26 protein-coding genes are annotated in these 20,563 nt (G+C 54.1%); 16 read left to right on the top strand and 10 right to left on the bottom strand.

The genetic code is table 11. The features are described 5' to 3' along the window. The first annotated feature begins 52 nt into the window (after window positions 1-52). Both C5Y44_RS01965 and C5Y44_RS01960 read left to right on the top strand, forming a co-directional pair. Complete coding sequence (locus C5Y44_RS01965) at window positions 53-601, top strand: hypothetical protein (protein ID WP_105323422.1); 549 nt, start codon at window positions 53-55, stop codon at window positions 599-601. A 111-nt stretch (window positions 602-712) separates the two neighbouring features. After that, window positions 713-1,498, top strand: a complete 786-nt coding sequence (locus C5Y44_RS01960; RefSeq protein WP_105323421.1) for a formate/nitrite transporter family protein — start codon at window positions 713-715, stop codon at window positions 1,496-1,498. Here the strand turns inward: C5Y44_RS01960 and fdhD are convergent. Next, window positions 1,467-2,324 (bottom strand): formate dehydrogenase accessory sulfurtransferase FdhD, encoded by an 858-nt coding sequence (gene fdhD, locus C5Y44_RS01955; protein ID WP_105323420.1) that lies wholly within the window; start codon window positions 2,322-2,324, stop codon window positions 1,467-1,469. The two genes, C5Y44_RS01960 and fdhD, sit on opposite strands and share 32 nt — an antisense overlap. A gap of 9 nt (window positions 2,325-2,333) precedes the next feature. Next, window positions 2,334-2,612 (bottom strand): DUF6457 domain-containing protein, encoded by a 279-nt coding sequence (locus C5Y44_RS01950; protein ID WP_105323419.1) that lies wholly within the window; start codon window positions 2,610-2,612, stop codon window positions 2,334-2,336. A gap of 345 nt (window positions 2,613-2,957) precedes the next feature. Between C5Y44_RS01950 and rpsH the strand changes: the two genes are divergently transcribed. From rpsH to C5Y44_RS01900, 10 genes are all read left to right on the top strand, one after another. Further along, window positions 2,958-3,341 carry a 30S ribosomal protein S8 gene (rpsH, locus tag C5Y44_RS01945; RefSeq protein WP_066792445.1) on the top strand — a complete coding sequence of 128 codons (384 nt, stop codon included), beginning with the start codon at window positions 2,958-2,960 and terminating at the stop codon, window positions 3,339-3,341. 16 nt (window positions 3,342-3,357) lie between these two features. Next, entirely contained in the window at window positions 3,358-3,894 is a 537-nt protein-coding gene (gene rplF / locus C5Y44_RS01940) for a 50S ribosomal protein L6 (protein ID WP_066792446.1), read from the top strand. A gap of 3 nt (window positions 3,895-3,897) precedes the next feature. Then, window positions 3,898-4,299, top strand: a complete 402-nt coding sequence (gene rplR, locus C5Y44_RS01935) for a 50S ribosomal protein L18 (protein WP_066792447.1) — start codon at window positions 3,898-3,900, stop codon at window positions 4,297-4,299. 34 nt (window positions 4,300-4,333) lie between these two features. Continuing rightward, window positions 4,334-4,954 carry a 30S ribosomal protein S5 gene (rpsE, locus tag C5Y44_RS01930; RefSeq protein ID WP_066792448.1) on the top strand — a complete coding sequence of 207 codons (621 nt, stop codon included), beginning with the start codon at window positions 4,334-4,336 and terminating at the stop codon, window positions 4,952-4,954. A gap of 4 nt (window positions 4,955-4,958) precedes the next feature. Beyond that, on the top strand, window positions 4,959-5,144 hold the full coding sequence (gene rpmD / locus C5Y44_RS01925; RefSeq protein ID WP_066792449.1) for a 50S ribosomal protein L30: 186 nt from the start codon (window positions 4,959-4,961) through the stop codon (window positions 5,142-5,144). A 7-nt stretch (window positions 5,145-5,151) separates the two neighbouring features. Beyond that, the gene (rplO, locus tag C5Y44_RS01920) at window positions 5,152-5,601 is read left to right on the top strand and encodes a 50S ribosomal protein L15 (protein ID WP_105323418.1); all 450 of its coding nucleotides are present in this window, start codon (window positions 5,152-5,154) and stop codon (window positions 5,599-5,601) included. 320 nt (window positions 5,602-5,921) lie between these two features. Further along, entirely contained in the window at window positions 5,922-7,250 is a 1,329-nt protein-coding gene (secY, locus tag C5Y44_RS01915) for a preprotein translocase subunit SecY (protein ID WP_105323417.1), read from the top strand. Continuing rightward, window positions 7,250-7,795 (top strand): adenylate kinase, encoded by a 546-nt coding sequence (locus C5Y44_RS01910; protein ID WP_105323416.1) that lies wholly within the window; start codon window positions 7,250-7,252, stop codon window positions 7,793-7,795. The genes secY and C5Y44_RS01910 overlap by 1 nt, the downstream gene beginning before the upstream one ends. Next, on the top strand, window positions 7,796-8,593 hold the full coding sequence (gene map / locus C5Y44_RS01905) for a type I methionyl aminopeptidase (RefSeq protein WP_105323415.1): 798 nt from the start codon (window positions 7,796-7,798) through the stop codon (window positions 8,591-8,593). It abuts the gene before it with no gap. Window positions 8,594-8,635: 42 nt separating this feature from the next. Continuing rightward, on the top strand, window positions 8,636-9,433 hold the full coding sequence (locus C5Y44_RS01900; RefSeq protein ID WP_105323414.1) for a L,D-transpeptidase: 798 nt from the start codon (window positions 8,636-8,638) through the stop codon (window positions 9,431-9,433). A 101-nt stretch (window positions 9,434-9,534) separates the two neighbouring features. Here C5Y44_RS01900 and C5Y44_RS01895 read toward each other — a convergent pair whose 3' ends face one another. The 8 genes from C5Y44_RS01895 to C5Y44_RS01860 all read right to left on the bottom strand — a co-directional run bounded on the left by C5Y44_RS01895 (window position 9,535) and on the right by C5Y44_RS01860 (window position 18,290). Then, the gene (locus tag C5Y44_RS01895; RefSeq protein ID WP_105323413.1) at window positions 9,535-10,386 is read right to left on the bottom strand and encodes an alpha/beta fold hydrolase; all 852 of its coding nucleotides are present in this window, start codon (window positions 10,384-10,386) and stop codon (window positions 9,535-9,537) included. A gap of 22 nt (window positions 10,387-10,408) precedes the next feature. Further along, on the bottom strand, window positions 10,409-11,422 hold the full coding sequence (gene dmpG / locus C5Y44_RS01890; protein WP_199185957.1) for a 4-hydroxy-2-oxovalerate aldolase: 1,014 nt from the start codon (window positions 11,420-11,422) through the stop codon (window positions 10,409-10,411). 10 nt (window positions 11,423-11,432) lie between these two features. Beyond that, window positions 11,433-12,374: an acetaldehyde dehydrogenase (acetylating) gene (locus C5Y44_RS01885; protein WP_105323412.1), complete on the bottom strand. Its 942-nt coding sequence runs from the start codon at window positions 12,372-12,374 to the stop codon at window positions 11,433-11,435. Between the two features lie 33 nt (window positions 12,375-12,407). Next, window positions 12,408-13,190 carry a 2-keto-4-pentenoate hydratase gene (locus tag C5Y44_RS01880; RefSeq protein WP_105323411.1) on the bottom strand — a complete coding sequence of 261 codons (783 nt, stop codon included), beginning with the start codon at window positions 13,188-13,190 and terminating at the stop codon, window positions 12,408-12,410. A 23-nt stretch (window positions 13,191-13,213) separates the two neighbouring features. After that, window positions 13,214-14,152, bottom strand: coding sequence for a 3-carboxyethylcatechol 2,3-dioxygenase (locus C5Y44_RS01875; protein ID WP_066840259.1), 939 nt, complete (start codon window positions 14,150-14,152; stop codon window positions 13,214-13,216). 83 nt (window positions 14,153-14,235) lie between these two features. Next, the gene (locus tag C5Y44_RS01870; RefSeq protein ID WP_105323410.1) at window positions 14,236-15,990 is read right to left on the bottom strand and encodes a bifunctional 3-(3-hydroxy-phenyl)propionate/3-hydroxycinnamic acid hydroxylase; all 1,755 of its coding nucleotides are present in this window, start codon (window positions 15,988-15,990) and stop codon (window positions 14,236-14,238) included. A 26-nt stretch (window positions 15,991-16,016) separates the two neighbouring features. Next, a complete protein-coding gene (locus tag C5Y44_RS01865) occupies window positions 16,017-17,432 on the bottom strand; it encodes an MFS transporter (protein WP_233189785.1) in 1,416 nt (471 codons plus the stop codon). A 111-nt stretch (window positions 17,433-17,543) separates the two neighbouring features. After that, window positions 17,544-18,290, bottom strand: a complete 747-nt coding sequence (locus tag C5Y44_RS01860; protein ID WP_233189784.1) for an IclR family transcriptional regulator — start codon at window positions 18,288-18,290, stop codon at window positions 17,544-17,546. Window positions 18,291-18,649: 359 nt separating this feature from the next. Between C5Y44_RS01860 and infA the strand changes: the two genes are divergently transcribed. From infA to rpsD, 4 genes are all read left to right on the top strand, one after another. After that, the gene (infA, locus tag C5Y44_RS01855) at window positions 18,650-18,868 is read left to right on the top strand and encodes a translation initiation factor IF-1 (RefSeq protein WP_003854422.1); all 219 of its coding nucleotides are present in this window, start codon (window positions 18,650-18,652) and stop codon (window positions 18,866-18,868) included. Between the two features lie 184 nt (window positions 18,869-19,052). Then, window positions 19,053-19,421 (top strand): 30S ribosomal protein S13, encoded by a 369-nt coding sequence (gene rpsM, locus C5Y44_RS01850; RefSeq protein WP_066792455.1) that lies wholly within the window; start codon window positions 19,053-19,055, stop codon window positions 19,419-19,421. A 3-nt stretch (window positions 19,422-19,424) separates the two neighbouring features. Then, entirely contained in the window at window positions 19,425-19,829 is a 405-nt protein-coding gene (rpsK, locus tag C5Y44_RS01845) for a 30S ribosomal protein S11 (RefSeq protein WP_066792456.1), read from the top strand. Between the two features lie 22 nt (window positions 19,830-19,851). Further along, window positions 19,852-20,457: a 30S ribosomal protein S4 gene (gene rpsD / locus C5Y44_RS01840; protein WP_075722366.1), complete on the top strand. Its 606-nt coding sequence runs from the start codon at window positions 19,852-19,854 to the stop codon at window positions 20,455-20,457. Window positions 20,458-20,563 lie beyond the last annotated feature (106 nt).

The following is a 20,563-nucleotide window of genomic DNA, read 5'->3' as shown; positions in this document are numbered from 1 at the left end:
AATTGTCGAGTGACGGTGGAATGTGTTTGCGCTATCAACTTAGGTTAAGGGCATGAACACATTTCAATCAGACGCAGTTCAAGACGACCTAGTACCCAACGACCCATACCAGGCATTCGTTTATCTTCAGACCCACGGGATGGAAATCCTCCGCGAAATTTTTGGATACTCAGCGCAGGAGCTGGCTGATGAAGGAATGACGCTAGACACAGCCCAGAGCTACACCGAGCTCGCAGATGTCTTCTTCGGTCCCACCAACTCACCGCGCTTGCAGCAACTAACTATCGAGACGGCACAGGCACGTGGATTGAGCCTGGACCAACTTCTCATGATCGACCGGCATGCTCAGAGTCTTCACAATCAAAATGCAGCGTGGATGCTGCGTGCGGAGTTGATAGCTTATGACGGTTGCTACGATGAAATGGATGCACACGCTTTCGAACGTGTGGAATCTCTCGGTGGGATCAAGGCGAAAAGGTGGATGCGAGCGACTATGGTTGCCGATACGCGACGGCGTATTGCCAAGTTGAAGAAGACCTTGGGGATCATTGGATCTGCGAGCCAAGCTGAAGTGGAACTAATTCGGTCGCTCCGTAAGTAAGCCACTAAAGTAGTACAAATCAAAAACATCCTCCGCGCGGCTAGAGAACATGTGGCTTTTAGTCATATGGCTCTCTAACCGTGGGACCTTTCTGCCGGGAAGTCACCTATTTTGAGTTTGAATGAATCAGTTGCAGCTGCTGTTGACAAGAAAGTTATCCTGTTTGACCAAGATCAGCCAAGATTTTTAACCCGCGGCGTACTCGCCGGTGCCTACCTGGCACTGGGCACAGCGTTTGCGGGCGTGGCAGGACAGGCGGTTGAGCAGCTAGCGCCTGGTTTAGGTGCGATGGTTTTCGCATCGCTATTCGGCTTGGGCCTTTTCGTAATTGTGGTTCTAGGAGCAGAGCTGGCCACGGGCTCGATGATGTTTTTCAGCTACGCAGCAGCGACCAAGCAAGTCAGCTGGGGCAAAGCCGTGTGGATTGTCTTTCTCACCACGGTCTACAACCTCATCGGGGTAGTACTGGTTGGCGCAGCCTTGGGGGTTTCAGCCAAGTTCGCTGATATGGATCCGTCTCACTTGTTGTCCACCATCTCCATTGGCAAGGTTGATAAATCCATCGAGGGCATGTTCGTCGAAGGCATGGTGGCCAACTTCGTCGTCAACATGGCAATTATCGGCGGCATTTTATCCAAAGAAGTGGTCTCTAAATTCTTCGCTATTGTGCCGATTATTGCGATCTTTGTCGGGCTTTCTACCGAGCACGTCGTCGCGAATTTCTGCGTCATGGTTATTACCTTGTTCTCCTCCGATCCGATCCCTGCCGCCATGACCGCAGGATCTATCGGGCTGAACTGGGTAGTGGTCTGGGCCGGCAACTTCCTCGGCGGCGGTATTTTGATGGGCGGAGTTTACGCGTGGCTTAATAAGGGGCCACAGGAGTATCGCGATTAGCTTTTAACCGGCCGGAGTAAAGGTTGAAACGGTCACCGCGTGCAAAACCCACTAGGTTCATCCCCAGATCGCGGGCGGTTTCAACCGCGAGTGAGGAGGCAGCGGATACGGCAATCAACGTGCCAAACCCTGCCATCGCAGCCTTTTGCACCAGCTCAAATGACGCGCGGGAGCTCATCACCAAAATCAGGTCGTTGGCTGGCAGCATGCCTTCCATAATCAAGTGTCCGATGACTTTATCGGCTGCGTTATGCCGTCCGATATCCTCGCGCACCACAATTGGATTGCCCTCATAATCAAAGGCGCCGGCGGCATGGATTCCGCCGGTCTTGCGAAATTGCTTCTGGAATTCGCGCAACTTCTCCGGCAGCGTAGCAGCCAGTTCCGGGTCTAGGCCCACCTCGGGGATGGGGTGATAAAGCTTATGCGTCAATTCTTCAATGGATGACGTGCCGCATACGCCGCAGGCGGAGTTTGTCATCGTCAAGCGAATTGCTTCAGGCGCCAAGACGACGTTATTAGCTAACTGCACGTCCAGAACGTTATATGTATTCTCACCCTGCGCATTGGTGCCCGCGCAATACCGCGCCACGGCGATATCTTCCACCGTGCGAATATGGCCTTCGGAATGCAAAAAGCCATGGGCAAGCTCAATATCATTGCCCGGCGTACGCATGGTGGTGGTAATCGTCTGATGCCCGACGCGAATCTCTAGCGGCTCTTCGGCGGTAACACTATCGGCACGGGTATCTTCTTCCCACCCAGCGCCATCATTGGTCCGCCGCATGCGCGTGACCGCGAAGTTTTGGTTCAATCGCCCTGCCATTAGCTCTCCTTAAATTTCCTGGTGGTCACTCTGCGACCCATTGATTAACGTGCTTAGCTTTTCGATGTTCTCCTCGACCTCCTGTGGAGTCTGCGAGGCTAAACCAACCAAGAAGGAGGTTAAAGGCGCAGCCGGACGGGAGCGATTGTGCGCGACATCGCGAGTTAGTGCTAGCAATGCGCGGATGTGTGGGGTGACATCATCAGGCGCAAGACCGAGTGCGGTGGATGCTTCCACGAGCCATTCATGCGCGGTCTGCACCGCTTGGTCATCAGAGGACTTACTCATACCCACACTGTAGTACTTCTAGAGAAAATCAAAACATGTGAAATTCACCGCAAGTGTTTTGGAAAACGCCAGCTAAAACGGTAACGTAGCACCTCGGACTAGCACCATGAAGGCGCTGACGCGGTTCACCTGCGAAAAGCGGCTTTGACAAGCTACTCCGAGCACGATTTTAATACATCTACTTTGTTGTAGGCCCCTCGCCAAATTAAGCGGCCCGTGTATGCATCAAAGGGTAGCGAGCGCCCACCGGTACTGACCGATGGGAGCGTAAGTCGCCCGAAATCACACGGAAAACGCAGGTGAGTTACGGGAACCGCGACAAGAAAGGCAAACGGTCACCTAACTATGACCATGACAGATCCAATCGCGGACATGCTGTCACGCGTGCGCAACGCAAACCATGCGCAGCACGACACCGTGTCCATGCCGACCTCCAAGATCAAGGCAAACATTGCTGAAATCTTGAAGCAGGAAGGCTACATCGCTGACTACTCCGTCGAAGGACACAACCTGTCCTTGGAGCTTAAGTACAACAACCGTGAGCGCGCCCTGTCGGGTCTTCGCCGCGTGTCTAAGCCAGGTCTGCGTGTGTACGCAAAGTCCACTAACTTGCCAAAGGTTCTAGGCGGCCTCGGCGTGGCTATCATCTCCACGTCCAACGGCTTGCTGACCGACCGTCAGGCTACCGAGAAGGGCGTAGGCGGAGAAGTTCTCGCCTACGTCTGGTAATAGGGAGGTATGCACAATGTCACGAATTGGTAAGGCACCCATCGCTTTGGCGAATGGCGTAGAAACCACCATCAATGGCCAGGCCATTGAGGTCAAGGGCCCTAAGGGAACCCTCAACGTTGAGATCCCTGCTCCAATCACCGCTGTCGTTGAGGACAACGAAATTCGCGTTGTCCGTCCAGATGACCACCGCGAGAACCGTGCACTGCACGGCCTGTCGCGTTCCCTCATCAACAACGCAGTCGTTGGTGTCACCGAGGGCTTCACCATCAAGATGGAAATCTTCGGTGTTGGTTACCGTGTAGCTCAAAAGGGTAAGGACCTGGAGTTCGCTCTGGGTTACTCCCACCCGATCCTCATTGAGGCTCCAGAGGGAATTACCTTCGCTACCGATGGCACCACCAAGTTGTCCATCTCCGGTATTGACAAGCAAATCGTCGGACAGATCGCTGCGAACATCCGTCGTCTGCGTAAGGATGATCCTTACAAGGGCAAGGGTATCCGTTACGCTGGCGAGCAGGTCCGTCGCAAGGTCGGAAAGACGGGTAAGTAAGCAATGGCAAACACTGAAACCGCAAAGCGCACCCCAGTCGGTAAGGACATCTCCACCCGACGTCGCGAAGCACGTGCTCGTCGCCACTTCCGCGTCCGCAAGACCCTGCGTGGTACCCCAGAGGCTCCACGCTTGGTTGTCCACCGCTCCTCCCGCCACATGCACGTCCAGGTCATCGACGACTTGGCTGGCCACACCTTGGCTGCAGCTTCCTCCATGGAAGCTGATGTGCGCGCACTGGAAGGCGACAAGAAGGCTAAGGCATCTAAGGTCGGCGCACTCGTTGCTGCTCGTGCCAAGGAAGCCGGCATCGAAGCCGTCGTCTTCGACCGCGCAGGCTACAAGTACCACGGTCGCGTCGCAGCTCTTGCAGACGCCGCTCGCGAAGGTGGTTTGAAGTTCTAATGGTCAACGGAAACATCAACGGAAGGAACGCCTAATGTCGGACCGTGAACAGCGTGACGGCGGACGCTCCGCCGAAAACAACAACAACCGTGGCGGCCGCGGCCGTCGCGACGATCGTCGTAACCAGCAGGACAACGAGCGCGATAAGTACATCGAGCGCGTTGTAACCATCAACCGCGTCTCCAAGACCGTGAAGGGTGGACGCAACATGTCGTTCACCGCACTGGTCATCGTTGGCGACGGCCAGGGCATGGTTGGCGTTGGCTACGGCAAGGCTAAGGAAGTACCTGCTGCAATCCAGAAGGGTGCAGAAGAGGCTCGCAAGAACTTCTTCCGCGTTCCAATGGTTGGCGGCACCATCACCCACCCAGTCCAGGGTCGCGACGCAGCCGGCATCGTTATGATGAAGCCTGCAGCTCCTGGTACCGGTGTTATCGCTGGTGGCGCTGCTCGTCCAGTACTTGAGTGTGCTGGTATCCAGGACATCCTGTCGAAGTCTCTCGGCTCCGATAATGCCCTCAACGTCGTCCGCGCAACCGTGGATGGCCTAAAGCAGCTGGTCCGCCCTGAAGAGGTTGCCGCACGTCGTGGCAAGTCCTTGGAAGAGGTCGCTCCAGCACGTATGCTGCGCCAGCGCGCAGGACAGGAGGCATAATCCAATGGCTCTGAAGATTACACAGGTAAAGGGCCTGGTAGGTACCAAGCCAAACCACCGCGCAAACATTGAGGCTTTGGGTCTTAAGCGCATCGGCCATTCTGTTATTCAGAAGGACACCCCGATCATCCGTGGTATGGCCAACAAGGTACGTCACCTGGTCACCGTCGAAGAAGTGGCAGGGGAGTAGATAAACCATGGCTGATATCATCAAGCTGCATGATCTGCGCCCAACCAAGGGTGCAAACAAGCCAAAGACCCGCGTTGGCCGCGGTGAGGCTTCAAAGGGTAAGACCGCTGGTCGTGGTACCAAGGGTACTCACGCTCGTAAGCAAGTTTCGGCTGCTTTCGAAGGTGGTCAGATGCCAATTCACATGCGTCTGCCGAAGCTCAAGGGCTTCAAGAACCCAAACAAGATTACCTACCAGGTAGTCAACGTTGCGGATTTGGCAGAAGCATTCCCACAGGGTGGCGACGTCGCAGTAGCTGACATCGTTGCCGCTGGCCTGGTCCGAGCTAAGCAGCCGGTCAAGGTTCTGGGCGAAGGCGAAATCAGCGTCAAGCTGAACGTCACCGCAGACAAGTTCTCCAAGTCTGCAGTAGAAAAGATCGAGGCTGCTGGTGGCTCGACCACCGCAACCAAGTAGTAGGTCAATTTAAGACCCACTAGAGGGCCTTATGAGAGCGCAATGTTCTCATAGGGCCCTTTCGCTGTTTTCATCCCTCTCTAGTCACTGCGTCTTTGACAAAGGAATACGTCACATCGACGAGAACTTGTCACTGCAAGCAGGTAAAGTTGAGCGAGCATAAAACCGTACCTAAGTACCACCTAACTATTAAAGGCTGGTACTGTTTGACTGTTGTGTAAGTTGTGCTCACTATGAGTAACAATTGATAGCGAAACTTAACTTAGTGTGCTTTCCTCCTGCCAGACCTTGGCCCGGTAGGGAAGTCTCAGGAGGCATCTGTGTCCGCCATTATTCAGGCATTTAAGGACGCCGATCTCCGGAAGAAGATCATTTTCACCCTCATAATGATCATTGCTTACCGGATCGGTGCCCAAATCCCGACCCCGGGAGTGGATTACGCAAGTATTTCAGCGCAGCTTCGACAGCTCACCCAAGAATCGGGCGACCTTTACTCGGTCATTAACCTGTTCTCCGGTGGCGCACTGTTGCAGCTGTCTATCTTCGCCATCGGCATCATGCCGTACATTACGGCGTCGATCATCGTCCAGCTCCTCACGGTTGTTATTCCGCACTTCGAGCAATTGAAGAAGGAAGGTCAGTCCGGCCAGTCCAAGATGACGCAGTACACGCGTTATCTGACTCTGGCACTGGCACTTTTGCAGTCCGCAGGCATCGTGGCTTTGGCGGATCGTCAGCAGCTTCTCGGCCAAGGGGTAGAAGTGCTGGATCCAAATCGCAACCTGTTTACGCTCATTGTCATGGTCATCGTCATGACTTCTGGTGCTGTGCTGGTGATGTGGATGGGCGAGCTGATCACCGAAAAGGGTATCGGCAACGGTATGTCGCTTTTGATCTTCGCCGGTATTGCAACGCGCCTTCCAACCGATGGTGTGCAGATTCTGCAGAACAACGGTGGCCTCGTCTTTGCGATGGTCGTGGTGGGCATCATGGTGCTTGTTGTTGGTATTACCTTCATCGAGCAGGGCCAGCGCCGCATCCCAGTCCAATACGCCAAGCGCATGGTTGGACGTCGTCAGTATGGTGGTTCTTCGACCTACCTGCCACTGAAGGTCAACCAGGCTGGTGTTATTCCAGTCATCTTCGCATCGTCGCTGATTTACATGCCGGTTCTGATCACCCAGATCGTCAACTCTTCACAAGCAACTCCGCCGGATAACTGGTGGCAGCGCAACGTCATCGCGTGGCTGCAGGCACCATCATCCTGGCAGTACATTTTGATGTACTTCGTGCTGACGATCTTCTTCTCGTACTTCTACGTCTCCGTTCAGTACGATCCAGCTGAGCAGGCCGATAATATGAAGCGCTACGGCGGCTTTATCCCAGGCATCCGCCCGGGCCGTCCAACCGCTGAATACTTGGGCTTCGTCATGAACCGTCTGCTGTTCGTCGGTGCTATCTACTTGGCCCTGATTGCCGTGATGCCAAATGTCCTGCTTGACATGGGCGTTGGCGGACAAGGCTCGGGTGGCGGCATGTCTGCCTTCGGCGGTACCGCTATTCTGATTCTTGTGTCCGTAGCATTGACTACGGTCAAGCAAATTGAATCCCAACTACTCCAATCCAACTACGAAGGACTTCTAAAGTAATGCGACTCGTACTCCTCGGCCCTCCCGGCGCTGGCAAAGGCACCCAGGCAGCTATCCTGAGCGAAAAGCTCAACATCCCACACATCTCTACTGGCGAACTCTTCCGCGCGAACATTGGCGAAGGCACCCCACTAGGTGTTGAGGCTAAGAGCTACATGGATGCTGGCAAGCTCGTACCTACCGACGTCACTGCACGCATGGTTGAAGACCGCCTGTCGCAGGACGACGCCGCTAACGGCTTCTTGCTCGATGGATTCCCACGCACCGTTGAGCAGGCAGAGATTCTCAAGGAATTACTTGCTAAGAAGGATCAGGTCCTCGATGGTGTATTGAACTTCCAGGTTTCTGATGATGTTGTCGTTGAGCGCATGCTTGCTCGCGGCCGCGCAGATGACAATGAAGAGACCATCCGCACCCGCATGTCGGTCTACCGCGATGAGACCATGCCGTTGATTGATTACTACGGTGAGAAGATCATCGACATCACCGCTGAGGGCACCATCGAAGAAATTAACGACTCCGCGATGAAAGCTATCGGCAAGTAAATGGGACGACGCAGCCGCAAAAACCTCATCCCTGCGCGTACCGCAGGTGAGCTCGACGCCATGCAAGCCGCCGGTGAGATTGTTGGTAGGACTCTGCAGGCCGTTAAAGCGGCTGCCAAGCCCGGTGTTTCGACCATGGACCTAGACCTCCTGGCGGAACAAACCATTCGTGAAGCAGGCGCTATCCCCACATTTTTGGGATACGGGGGCTTTACCGGCAGCATTTGTACGTCAATCAATGACGTCATCGTGCACGGTATTCCGAATGAAGAACACATCTTGAAAGAGGGCGACTTAGTCTCTATCGACTGTGGCGCGACCCTTGATGGATGGGTGGGGGATTCCGCGTGGACTTTCGGTATCGGCGAGCTTGCGCCCAATGCGCAAAAGCTTAACGATGCCACCGCGTGGATTTTGGAGCAAGGCATCCAAGCTATGCAGCCGGGCAATCGCCTGACGGATGTTTCCCACGCTATTGAATTAGCGACTTATGCAGCTGAAGCAAAGTGGGACGTGGAGCTTTTCATTGTTGATGGCTTCGGGGGCCACGGCATTGGCCGCACCATGCATGAAGATCCTTTCTTGCCGAATGAAGGCAAAGCCAACCGCGGCCCTTTGATTCAAGAAGGTTCCGTTTTAGCGATTGAGCCGCTGATTACTCTTGGCACCGAAGATAACTTCGTTGATGCGGATGATGAGTGGACGGTCTACACAGAAGATGGTTCGTGGGCTGCCCACTGGGAACATACTGTTGCCGCGACGGCAAATGGTCCGCGTATTTTGACGCCGCGCTATTAAATAACTATGCGAAACTTGGCAGGAAGGTTTATACTTCTTGCCATGTTGAAAACCAGCTTTGCAGGTATCCGTCGCTCGGTCGTAGCGCTTGCTGCTTCGGCAGCCACCGCGGTCGCGCTTTTGGGAGCATCTCCGGCAGCGCAGGCCCAGCCTGCGCTTCCGCAGGTTCCCGATTTTGCTCAAAGTTCCACCGATATCACCTTCGATGAAGTACTCAAGCAGCCACGTGAAAATGCGTGGGCTTCACGTAATGCTTTCTTGAAGCAGGTAAGCGACTTTGACCCGAACGCAGCTCGCCAAATCAAGCCAGTCATTGATAACGCTCTGGACATCACTTTCCCTGGGCTGCGTGCTCAGAAAGAGCGTGAAGAAAAGCAGCGTTTGGCTACTATCCGTAAGGCACGTGCGGCAGAGGTAGCTGCTGAGAAGGCTCGCGCTGAACAGGCTGCGCGCAAGGCTGAGGCCGCACGTAAGGCCCGCTCCTTCAATGTCGGCCCTTGTCCAGCTGACGCGGATGTCTGTGTTGACATCGACGGCCGCCGTACCTGGCTGCAAAACAACGGCAAGGTTAGCTACGTTGCGCCTTCCATGGCTCCTGGCAAGCCTGGTCAAGATACCCCACGCGGTACCTTCTACGTCAACCGCAAGGTAAAAGACGAGATCTCTTACGAGTTCAACAACGCACCAATGCCATACGCAATCTACTTCACCAACAACGGACACGCCTTCCACATGGGTGACCCAGCGTATGACTCAGCTGGTTGTGTTCGTCTCCCACAGCAGGCCGCCCTGCGCTACTGGGACAACCTGCAAATCGGCGATAAGGTCTTCATCTACTAAAACCTGGACCTATCGTGTTACCTCAAAGCATATTTAAGGCCTGTTAGAAGCTCAGGGAGAGCTTCTAACAGGCCTTTTTTCTATTGCAATGTAGCGGTGCGTTAAATGCGGCGGGAGATATACGAGCCGACTACCTCGTTGAATTCATCAGCGCGCTCCACCTGGGACCAGTGTCCACATTGAGAGAAGATATGTGCATCCGCGTTAGGGATGGTGTTAAGAATGTCCCAAGTGCGAGAAACCGGAATGACATGGTCTTGCATTCCGTGAATAAGCAGCACAGGTATTTCGAGCTTGGCAAGACGTTCGAAGTCGAGCGGGACTTCATTACGGTCGCGGTCGCGAGCAGCGACGACTTCCTTGAGACGGTCGGATGCAGTGTCGTTTAGCGCTGACTGGTAACGAAGTTTCACCAACTCATCGGTGACAAGTTCTTTGTTAACAACAAATAACTCGAGGGTGTCGCGAATTCCTTCTTCCGACAAGTTTGGGTTGGAATGGCCCTTGAGCGCCTTGGTCAGCTTCGCACCACCGGTACCCATGGATACGATACCGAGCAGTCGTTCTGGGTAATCGAGCGCGAACTGGAACGCGAGCCAGCCGCCTAGGGAGTTGCCAACGATCCAAGTTTTTTCAATTCCTAAAGCGTCAAGGACACGTACTGCATGGCGGACCCATTCCTTGATTCCGTACTGAACATCATCGGCCGCGATACTTTGGCCATAGCCAATCGAGTCGATTGCGATGCAACGACCGTGCTCGCTGAGCTCAGGCAAGTTTAGCCACCAGTTCGCAGCAGCAGTGACGCCCGTGCCAGAGCCATGGAGAAATAGAATCGGGGTTCCTTCACCCAGTTCGTGGTAGTGAGTCAGTTCGCCCTCGGCGGTCTCAATCCACTTGTCCTCGAGTCCGAAGAATTCGTCAGTGGTGTAGTTAGGGATTTCAACAGTCATGTCAGGATTCCTTTCTAAGGGCTTAAACGCTTGCGTGCGTTTTCTTCAAATCGAGTGCGACCTCGATAATCATGTCTTCTTGACCGCCTACGTAGCCGCGGCGACCAACTTCTGCCAAGATTTCTGCGGTTGGTACTCCATACCGTGCAGAGGCGCGTTCGGCGTGGAGCAAGAAGGAGTTGTATACGCCCATTTGGCCTTGCACGATCGAGCCGCGGTCCATCGAAGGTAGACGGTCAACCATATTCTTGAGCACATCAGCTGCGTCGAGAATCTTCTCAGTATCCACGCCAGTTTCGATGCCCAACCGCTCAAAAGCCACAGCAGCGACTTCGGTGGGGGTATTGCCTGCTCCTGCACCAAGCCCAGCAAGGGAGCCATCGATCTGCGAAGCTCCGGCTTCTACAGCCAATACGGAATTGGCGACTCCGAAAGACATATTTTGGTGGCCATGGAAGCCAACCTGTGCGTCGTTGCCGATCGCATCGTAGAGTGCGGAAACTCGGTCTTTCGCTTCATTCATAATCAAAGCGCCGGCAGAGTCCACGACGAATACGCACTGGCAACCAGCATCGACCATGATTCGCGCCTGTTTTGCCAGGTCGGTCGGGCTGATGCGGTGCGAGAGCATCAAGAAGCCACCGGTTTCCATGCCGAGTTCGCGAGCTGCATGAAAGTGCTGCACAGAAACATCTGCCTCGGTGCAGTGCGTAGCGATACGCACCATGCCGGCGCCGCGGGCATGCGCTTCCTTCAAATCGTCGATGGTGCCAAGACCGGGCAGCAAGAGCGCTGCAATTTTGGCGTTCTTTGCCTCATCAACGGCAGCTTCAATCAGATCTAAGTCAGAAACTTTGGAAAAACCATAGTTGAAAGACGAACCGCCGAGCCCGTCACCGTGGGTGACCTCAATGAGCTGGATGTTGGCATCGTCCAGCGCGCGTACTACCTGGCGCACTTGCTGCTCGGTGTATTGGTGACGAACGGAGTGCGATCCATCGCGCAGCGTAGTGTCGTTTAAACGAATCTTAGTCATTGTCAGTCCTTTAAGCAGTAGTCGAGGCGGCAACCTGCTTCTTGAGCAGCAGGTCAGCGTAGCGGTCGCCGGTCGCTACCGCGGCCGAAGTGATGATGTCCAAGTTGCCGGCGTAATCAGGCAAAAAATCGCCTGCGCCAGTAACTTCAATGAGCACGGTAAGCCGGCCCCAGCCGTTCCATGCCTCGGTAGCTTCGTCGAACTGTGGCTCAGCAGTAAGGCGGTAGCCATCGACATAGCCCTGCACGGTCTCAACCATTTCCTGGATAGATGCGCGAATCTTATCCTGCAGCTCTCCTGGCACAGCAGCCTCAGACGGCAAGGAGCAGTAAACGGTATTGCGCATTTTCATTGGTGGTTCCACAGGGTTAAGGATGATGATTGCCTTACCCTTTTTGGCTCCCCCAACTTCCTCCAATGCTTTTGCTGTAGTTTCGGTGAACTCATCAACGTTTGCGCGGGTGCCTGGACCAGCAGAACGCGAACTGATGGATGCGACAATTTCGGCATACTCGACCGGCACGATACGGCTTACTGCGGAAACAATCGGCGTCGTAGCCTGGCCACCACAGGTAATGAGATTGACATTGTCTACAGCTTCGAGGTCGTCCAGATTCACCGAGGGGCAGCAGTAAGGACCCACGGCAGCCGGTGTCAGGTCGATGGCATGAATACCGGCCTCACGGTAACGCGGGGCATTGGCTGCGTGTGCACCTGCCGACGTTGCCTCGAAGACGATATCGGGAAGAACCTCTTGCGAAAGCAGCCAATCGACGCCATCTGCTGATGCGGTAACTCCGAGTTCCTCTGCCCGCTTGAGACCGGAGGACTTAGGGTCAACGCCCACCATGTAGATGGGTTCGATGTTTGTGGACTTACGGAGCAGCTTTTTGAGCAAGTCAGTACCGATGTTTCCCGGACCGACAATAGCTGCGGTCAATTTCTTAGTCATTATTGTCCTTAATAGGGATGAAGGGAGAGAAGGTCAGCTAAAAGTAAGGGATAGCGAGCCGTATTTTCCGTAGTCGACTTCTAGTTCGTCTCCGGGAGCAAACGAAATAGCTCCGCAGAAACTGCCAGTTAAGACGATGGAACCTGCTTTGATATCGCTGCCTTCGTGGCCCAAAGTGCGAGCCAGCCACTGTAACGGCAGCAGGGGATCTCCCATGACATCGGAGCCAGTTCCTGAACCTGCGGTTTCGCCATTGAGAAGCATTGTGGCTTCGATGGCATTAAGCTCAGTTAGTTCGACGTCGATGGCGCTTCCAAGCGCAACGGCACCACAAGAGGCGTTGTCAGCAACAGTGTCTACTAATTGGATATCCCAGTTAGCCACTCGCGAGTCAATGATTTCCACAGCAAGGTAGACTTCGTCGATCGCGCTGCGTACCTGCTCAAGGGTGGCATCGGCCGGCAAGTCGGTCTTTAGCCGGAATGCGAGTTCGGGCTCGACTTTAGGAGCGATAAAGCTAGATGTTGCAATGGGCTGGCTTGCGTCCAGCAACATATGATCGGTAAAGAATCCGAAGTCAGGGCTGTCTACACCGAGCTGCTTCTGCATCGCTAGGGATGTCAGCCCGATCTTGTGGCCAATGACCTTGTGGCCTTGTTCTTCGAATGCTTGTTGTTGCCATCGCTGAATGCGGTAGGCGCCAGAAAGATCAAGCTTGTCGATGTTCTCACGCGGTGGCGTTATGCAGTCCCGCGAAGAATATGCGGCAAATAGTTGTGATGCGACCTCATCGTGGAGGTCAACAGTAGATGACATGTTTTAGCTTTCGTCGATGGTATTTACTGAGCGGTCATGATGCCGAATCCGGCAATGAACTCAGGAATCGGACGGTAGTACTCAAGGTCAACCTGGTAGTTGGGGTTAACGGCATGCAGCGCGGAAAAAGCTGCGACCCAGGTACGCACTTCGTGGCTGGAGTGCCCAGCAACAGCTTCCATATCTTTGTAGTTGTAGGAATCAAAGCGGCTTGGGTCGCCTGATTTGCAGTCGGCCATAAACTGCTTGTCCCATTCGGGCGCAATATCCATGATGTCGGCTTCGCCGCGTGCGAATTTCTTGCCGGTCTCGATGACGCGGGATTCACGCAGTGCGCGGGATTCCGGAGTGCGGGAGTCGCGGTTCAACAGCATTGCGCGCTGCTCAGGGGTGGCGTCATCCCAGCGAGGAAGCGGTGGGTCGTGGGAGAGACCACCGGAGGCTACGAAAAGTACCTTCTTATCGGAATTCCGGAAGTAGCTGCCGACGGCGGCTCCCATTGCGCGTACACGAGAGACCGGGGTAAAGGGACGGGCGACTCCGTTTGTGTAGATAGGAATGAGCGGCTTGACGTTGGGGTTGCCGTCGTAGACGATTTCAAGCGGCTGCACGGCGCCGTGGTCGACTTCCATCTTGCGGGAGATAGCGATGTCGACGTCTTGTTCAAGAACATATTGCGCAAGAGCTTCTGCAGTTGCAGTATCTACGTTCAGGTCACTGTCGAAGCTGTCGTAGTCACCGGTACCAAAGGCCTCAAAACCAATACAAAATGGCGGCATTAGCTCATAGAAGAAGCCATTGAAGTGGTCTGGCCAAAAGACCACGATTTGGTCGGGGTCGTAGTCGTGGACAAATTTCTTAATCTCAGCGAATTTTTGGTCGAGCTCTGCTTGTACTTCTTCCGCAGGTGGGTTTCGGTGAAGTAAGGGGCTATGAGACATAGCAAGCAATGCAGCTGGCATGTTATTCCTTTCTCTTTTAAAGGCAGTCTAAGAGTCAAATCACACAGTGTCGCGTGTTGTTCCGTAGAGCAGAACACTAAGTTTTAGATAGAAATATCGGCCGTGGAGTATTGGAGACTGGTAGCTGTGACCAGTGAATTCCATGCTCTTTGGGCATCGCCGTTTAGACATACTGCGGCGGTGAAACGGTCAGGACGGACGAATACTGTGCCCACCGAATACTGGTCAAACCAGCTCTTCAAGCTGCCGTCAATGTCTGAGATGACTGCGGAAGCAACTGGACCTGAGCCTTCGTCGCAATGCTCACGAGCCCATGAAACTTGCGTGGGGGAGACTGCACATACCAGCTGGACTCCGAGCTCATCAAATTGGTGCAATTGATCAGCGGTAAAGAGGCGCGCCGGGTCAATTCCCCAAGAAAGTATCGAAAATCCGTTTCCGAGGACATCGTCAAGCTTGGTTTCGTTACCTTCGAAGCCAACTGTTGGCTGGATGAACTGCGAACCCACCGGAGAGTTCTTTTGCAGAGCATTTCGCGACGGAATCAGCTTCGGGATTCGACTGCGGCTGTTGCGGAGGTGCGAATGACCCGGTTCAAGAGTCTCTTGGTCTACGACAGCGCCCTGGCTGTAGCGAGGCATTGGCTTAAAACGCATGTCTTCGAAGTAGGAACGAACACTAGGGATGCAATTGGCTACCTTCGCAGCACGGTCTCGAATGAAGGTGATCCGGCGGTCAGTGGGTTTGATGATATTTCCCAGTGCCATAGATAGGTCGATCATTGCCTTGGCGTGCTCTCGTCGCTCTGTTGAATAGGTATCCAGCAGTGCGTCTGATGCGTGCCCATTGATCACAGCTTTGAGTTTCCAGGCTAGGTTGGTGGCGTCGCGATAACCGGAATTAAAACCTTGCCCCATCCACACAGGCATCAAGTGTGCAGCATCACCTGCGATAAGTACTCGTTTCTTACGGAAATCTTTGGCGATGCGGCCGTGGTGAGTAAAGACACGGCGGCGGATGATGTCGAGTTGTGTATTTGGCGGCAGGTGCTCGTGCAACAAATCTTCCACGAATGCATCATCTTCAACTCGCTCGCTTGGTTCGTCATCGAACAGCATGAACTCGAAGCGACGAACGCCGTGGGGCAGTCCGATGGACACATATGGCCGCGCCGGGTCTGCACCGAGGTAGACGTTGGGGAAACCTAGCGGGTCGTTGTCGCAGTCGATGACCACCCAGCGTGTCGATGGAGATTTGCCTTCAAACTCCACGCCCATCCATTTGCGGGTGAAGGAACGTCCACCTTCGCAGCCTACGAAATATTGGGCTCGAAGAGTGTCCGTTTCTCCGCTTGAGATCTCCCCTTCTTCTCCAGAGACCTTTTCGATTGTCGCGGTTACGCCATTATCATCTTGTTCGAGACCGACCAACTTCGTGCCGAAACGAACATCGACGTTAGGGAAACGCTCGAGTCCTTCAAATACGGCGCGGTCAACGAGTGGCTGGAGGAAGCCAAATTTACGTGGCCACCCGAAAGGCTCTCCCTTTGGGTTGTTGGTCATGATGACGTCGCCTTGGCCGTCGACAAGCCGCATGATGTGGTGCGGAATGGTAAACGGGACGACTTCATCAATGAGATCCATAGCCTGCACGGTGCGGAAAGATTCATCGTCGATTCCTACGCCGCGTGGATAGTCGATGAGATCAGAACGAGCCTCGAGCAAAATGACGTTAATCCCATTGATTCCGAGCAAATTTGCCAACACCAGGCCAGTAGGGCCAGCGCCCGCGATAATAACGTCGGTATCGAAGGAATTTAAGGAGTCGGAGGAAGTCATGGAGGGACCTTTCTAGTGGTTGATATTTAGCTGTTGGCAGATACGGGTGCAGGCTCGGTAGTGGTTTTGGTGAGCACAATATTGTTTTCTTTACGCTCTACGAACCAGACAGAAACAGCTGCGACGACTGCGAGGAAAACGAAGTAGATCGCGATGTTGGACGAGCCCCAGCCGTTGTTGAGCTCAACCAGTGCTGTTGAGATGAGCGGGGCAAGTCCAGCGCCAAGAACTGAGCCGAGTTGGTAAGAAACTGAAACCCCGGTGTAACGATCTTGTGGGGCGTATTTATCAGCCAAGAACGCTCCGACAGGGCCGTACATAGAAGCCTGAATGATTGGGTTACCGAGGATGAAGCCCAATGCGATGAGGAAAGTATTGCCAGAATTGAATGCTGCAAACATTGGGAAAATGAGTGCAATTGACAAGGCTGCAGAACACAGCATTGTGCGGCGGCGGCCGAACCTATCTGAGAGCCACGCGAAAAATGGAATTGCAAAGATGTGCACGAAAGCAGAGAAAGTGAGAAGCATCAGTGCCAGCTGTTGTTCCATGGCGCCAGTGCTAACAACGTACGGCACGATAAACACTGCCATTAGTGCTTGCATAAACAGTGGTGCAGTAATCGCCAAGGATGACAAGATGGTCTGCTTTGGATAGCGTGAGAAAATACGCTTTAGTGGAACACCGGTCTTGATATGTCCAGATTGACGAACAGCCTCGAACTCAGGTGATTCCGCCAGGGAGTAACGCATGTACAGGCCAATGACTACGAGGAGAGCAGAAAGTAGAAATGGGACACGCCAGCCCCATGACATGAACTGCTCCTGGGGAAGCCCAGAGAAAATCGCCAGGACGAGTGTGGAAAGTACTGCACCGGCTGGAGCGCCGGAGACAGCCACCGAGGCTGCGAATCCTCGTGATTGAGCCTTTGCATGTTCAGCTGCCATGAGTGTTGCGCCAGCCCACTCGCCACCCACGGCAATGCCCTGAATAACGCGAAGAATAACCAGAATAACCGGAGCTGCGACGCCAATCGTGGCATAAGTTGGCAATAAGCCAATTGCGACGGAGACGATGCCCATACCGATCAGGGTGATGAGCAAAACGTTCTTACGGCCATAGCGATCCCCGAAGTGTCCAAAAATAAGGCCGCCTACGGGACGTGCCAAGTAGCCTGCAAACAAGATGGTGTACGACAAAATCATCCCTACGAAGGGGCTCATTTGGTCGTCGAAAAACAGGTGCGGGAAAACCAAACCGGCAGCAGCGCCGTAGAGCAAGAAGTCGTAGTATTCCACCATCGAGCCCAGAAAACTCGAAATGAGCACTTTTCGGCGTTGCTTAGTAGACGATTCTTGGACAATTGGAGTATCAGTGGTGGTGGTTTGAGTAGAGGCGAACGACTCAGTTGGACCGCGACTACCACTTTTCATTTCTGTCATCTTAGGCTCCTTTGTTACTCAAAGTAATGACAATCACAATTGGTGATGTGCTCATTTCAATCCCTGAGACGATCAAAGGCAAAAGGTGTTCCGAAGGGTGGAACACCGGACTTAGGACATTTCTTGGGCCTGCTGATGTTCCCTGACTGCACGGCCAGCTGCCGCAGCGACGCGTTGGAGCGGCGGGATTAATTTGTCTGGAGCAAAGGTTTCTGATGGTGAGGAAATAGACAGTGCGGCAACTGCTCTGTTCTCAAGGCCGAAAACGGGAGCTGCGACGCAGGATAGGCCGAGGGAGATTTCCTGCCGGTCATAGGCGATGCCGTCACTGCGGATGTCGAGAAGTTCGGCTCGTAGCGCTACGGGATCGGTAATTGTATGGGGTGTCCAAGCTGTGAGTTCGCTTTTTAGAACTAGTTCAGCGCGCGCACTGTCATGGGCGAGGAGAACCTTGCCAACGCCGGTGCAAAAAGACGGCGCGCGACCGCCAATGCGGGAAGGGGAGTTGAGTCGCTTCGTTGAGAAAAGCTTATTGGCATAGGCAACATCTTTGCCCTCAAGGTATGCAAGGTGAACGGTATGCCGCGTCTGCTCAAATAGGGAAGCAAGGAACGGAGTGACTACTTCGCTAATGAGGTTAGCTCGAACCGAACTTCCTGTGGAAGAGACAATGTCGAAGATGACCGGGCCCAGACGAAAAATGTCGCCGCTGCGTTCCAATGCTCCTCTACTGGCGAGAGTGTTGAGTAGGCGATGCGAAGTGGTTTTGGGAAGATTGGTCAATCGTGCAACTTCGCTGACGCCAAGGCCCGAAGGGTGGTCTTGAAAAACAGCAAGAATGTCGATGGCTTTCTCCACTGATCCACGCTGTCTGGAGGTCGGTGCTTCTAATGAGGGTGATTCTGGGATGGTGGCCAAGGAAACTCCTGTCGTATTTGTTTTTCAATCTCTAATCATTCCAATGTAATCCTTTTGTCGGAGTGACAATCGCGGCTTGAGGATCTAATGCTGCAGGAAACCCGAGTCTCGGGCCGTGTATGTTGTGAGCTGGTGACCAGCGAGAAAGATAGATTTGCATATTTGGAAAACCGCTGCTTAACGCGTAAGCTATGACGATGGTGTATGCGCACGTGCAATCGCGTGTTGGCTGCATCAGGTAGTAGACATTTAAAAATGCAGGTAGCCGGCTTAAAACGGCTGCCAGAAAAGTAGAGGTTATGGCTAAGGAAGGCGCAATTGAGGTAGAGGGTCGCATTGTCGAGCCGCTGCCAAACGCAATGTTCCGTGTCGAGCTTGATAATGGGCACAAGGTTCTTGCTCACATTTCCGGCAAGATGCGTCAGCACTACATCCGTATTCTCCCAGAGGACCGCGTAGTGGTGGAGTTGTCTCCTTATGACCTGACCCGCGGACGCATCGTCTACCGCTACAAGTAAAAACCGAAAGCCTCCTTAATCAGGGGTGCCCGCAAGGTCGGGCGCCCTATTCATACCTCAGGCCACGGTGGCCAGAGCCTGCACCACAATGTCGCCCATAGACCCGGTCGGACCGGGCGAAGTGTGACATGGTGCGGGGCGGTTAAGGAGAAAACCACCGTAACAACCCGAAAGGACAAGCCACATGGCACGTCTAGCTGGTGTTGATCTTCCACGCAACAAGCGCATGGAGATCGCGCTCACTTACATTTACGGAATCGGCCCAAGCCGTTCCAAGGAGCTGCTGGAAAAGACCGGCATTTCTCCTGACCTGCGTACCGATAACCTGGATGATGACCAGTTGTCGGCACTGCGTGACGCAATTGAAGCTTCCTGGAAGGTAGAGGGTGACCTCCGCCGTCAGGTTCAGGCTGACATTCGTCGCAAGATTGAAATCGGTTGCTACCAGGGTCTGCGCCACCGTCGTGGCCTGCCAGTCCGTGGTCAGCGTACCAAGACCAATGCGCGTACGCGTAAGGGTCCTAAGAAGACGATCGCAGGAAAGAAGAAGTAATAAATGGCTCAGAAGACTCAGTCCACGTCGCGCCGTTCCGGCCGTCGTGTAGTCAAGAAGAACGTGGCCCAGGGCCACGCTTACATTAAGTCAAACTTCAACAACACCATCGTGTCCATCACGGACCCATCCGGTGCTGTTATCTCTTGGTCCTCTTCCGGACAGGTTGGTTTCAAGGGATCCCGTAAGTCCACCCCATTCGCAGCGCAGATGGCAGCAGAGTCTGCAGCACGCAAGGCGATGGAGCACGGCATGAAGAAGGTTGACGTATTCGTTAAAGGCCCAGGTTCGGGCCGCGAAACCGCAATCCGCTCACTACAGGCCGCCGGCTTGGAAGTTTCGTCCATCTCTGACGTAACTCCTCAGCCACACAATGGCTGCCGACCACCGAAGCGTCGCCACGTTTAAGGGAAGGAAGAGAAACTAAACTATGGCTCGTTATACCGGCCCCGCTACTCGTGTATCCCGCCGTCTTCGCGTCGACTTGGTCGGCGGCGACATGGCTTTCGAACGCCGCCCATACCCACCGGGACAGGCTGGCCGAAACCGCATCAAGGAATCTGAGTACCTGCTGCAGCTCCAGGAGAAGCAGAAGGCAAAGTACACCTACGGTGTGCTTGAGCGTCAGTTCCGTCGCTACTACGTAGAGGCAAACCGTCAGCCAGGTAAGACCGGCGACAACTTGGTTGTCCTGCTGGAAACCCGTCTTGACAACGTCGTCTACCGCGCAGGTCTGGCACGTACCCGTCGTCAGGCACGTCAGCTTGTCTCCCACGGTCACTTCACCGTGAACGGCAAGAAGACCAATGTTCCTTCTTACCGCGTATCGCAGTACGACATCATCGATATCCGCGAGCGTTCCCAGAAGATGGAATGGTTCGAAGAGGCTCAGGATCGTCTCGGCGAAGCTGTTGTACCAGCTTGGCTGCAGGTTGTTCCTGAATCCCTGCGCATCCTCGTGCACCAGCTGCCCGAGCGCGCTCAGATCGACGTGCCGCTGCAGGAGCAGCTCATCGTCGAGCTTTACTCGAAGTAAACTGTTTAACCGTACGGTGTCAATCTCGGCACAGTGCGGTTTGCACAGGAATCAATCGGATTCCTTCCATAATTTTCACCCTCTACCGGCGTCAAATAGCGGTCGT

Source organism: Corynebacterium sp. J010B-136 (assembly GCF_002967075.1).
Lineage (GTDB): Bacteria > Actinomycetota > Actinomycetes > Mycobacteriales > Mycobacteriaceae > Corynebacterium.
Note: the sequence above shows the minus strand (reverse complement) of the source record. Positions and strands in the feature narration are given on the sequence as shown.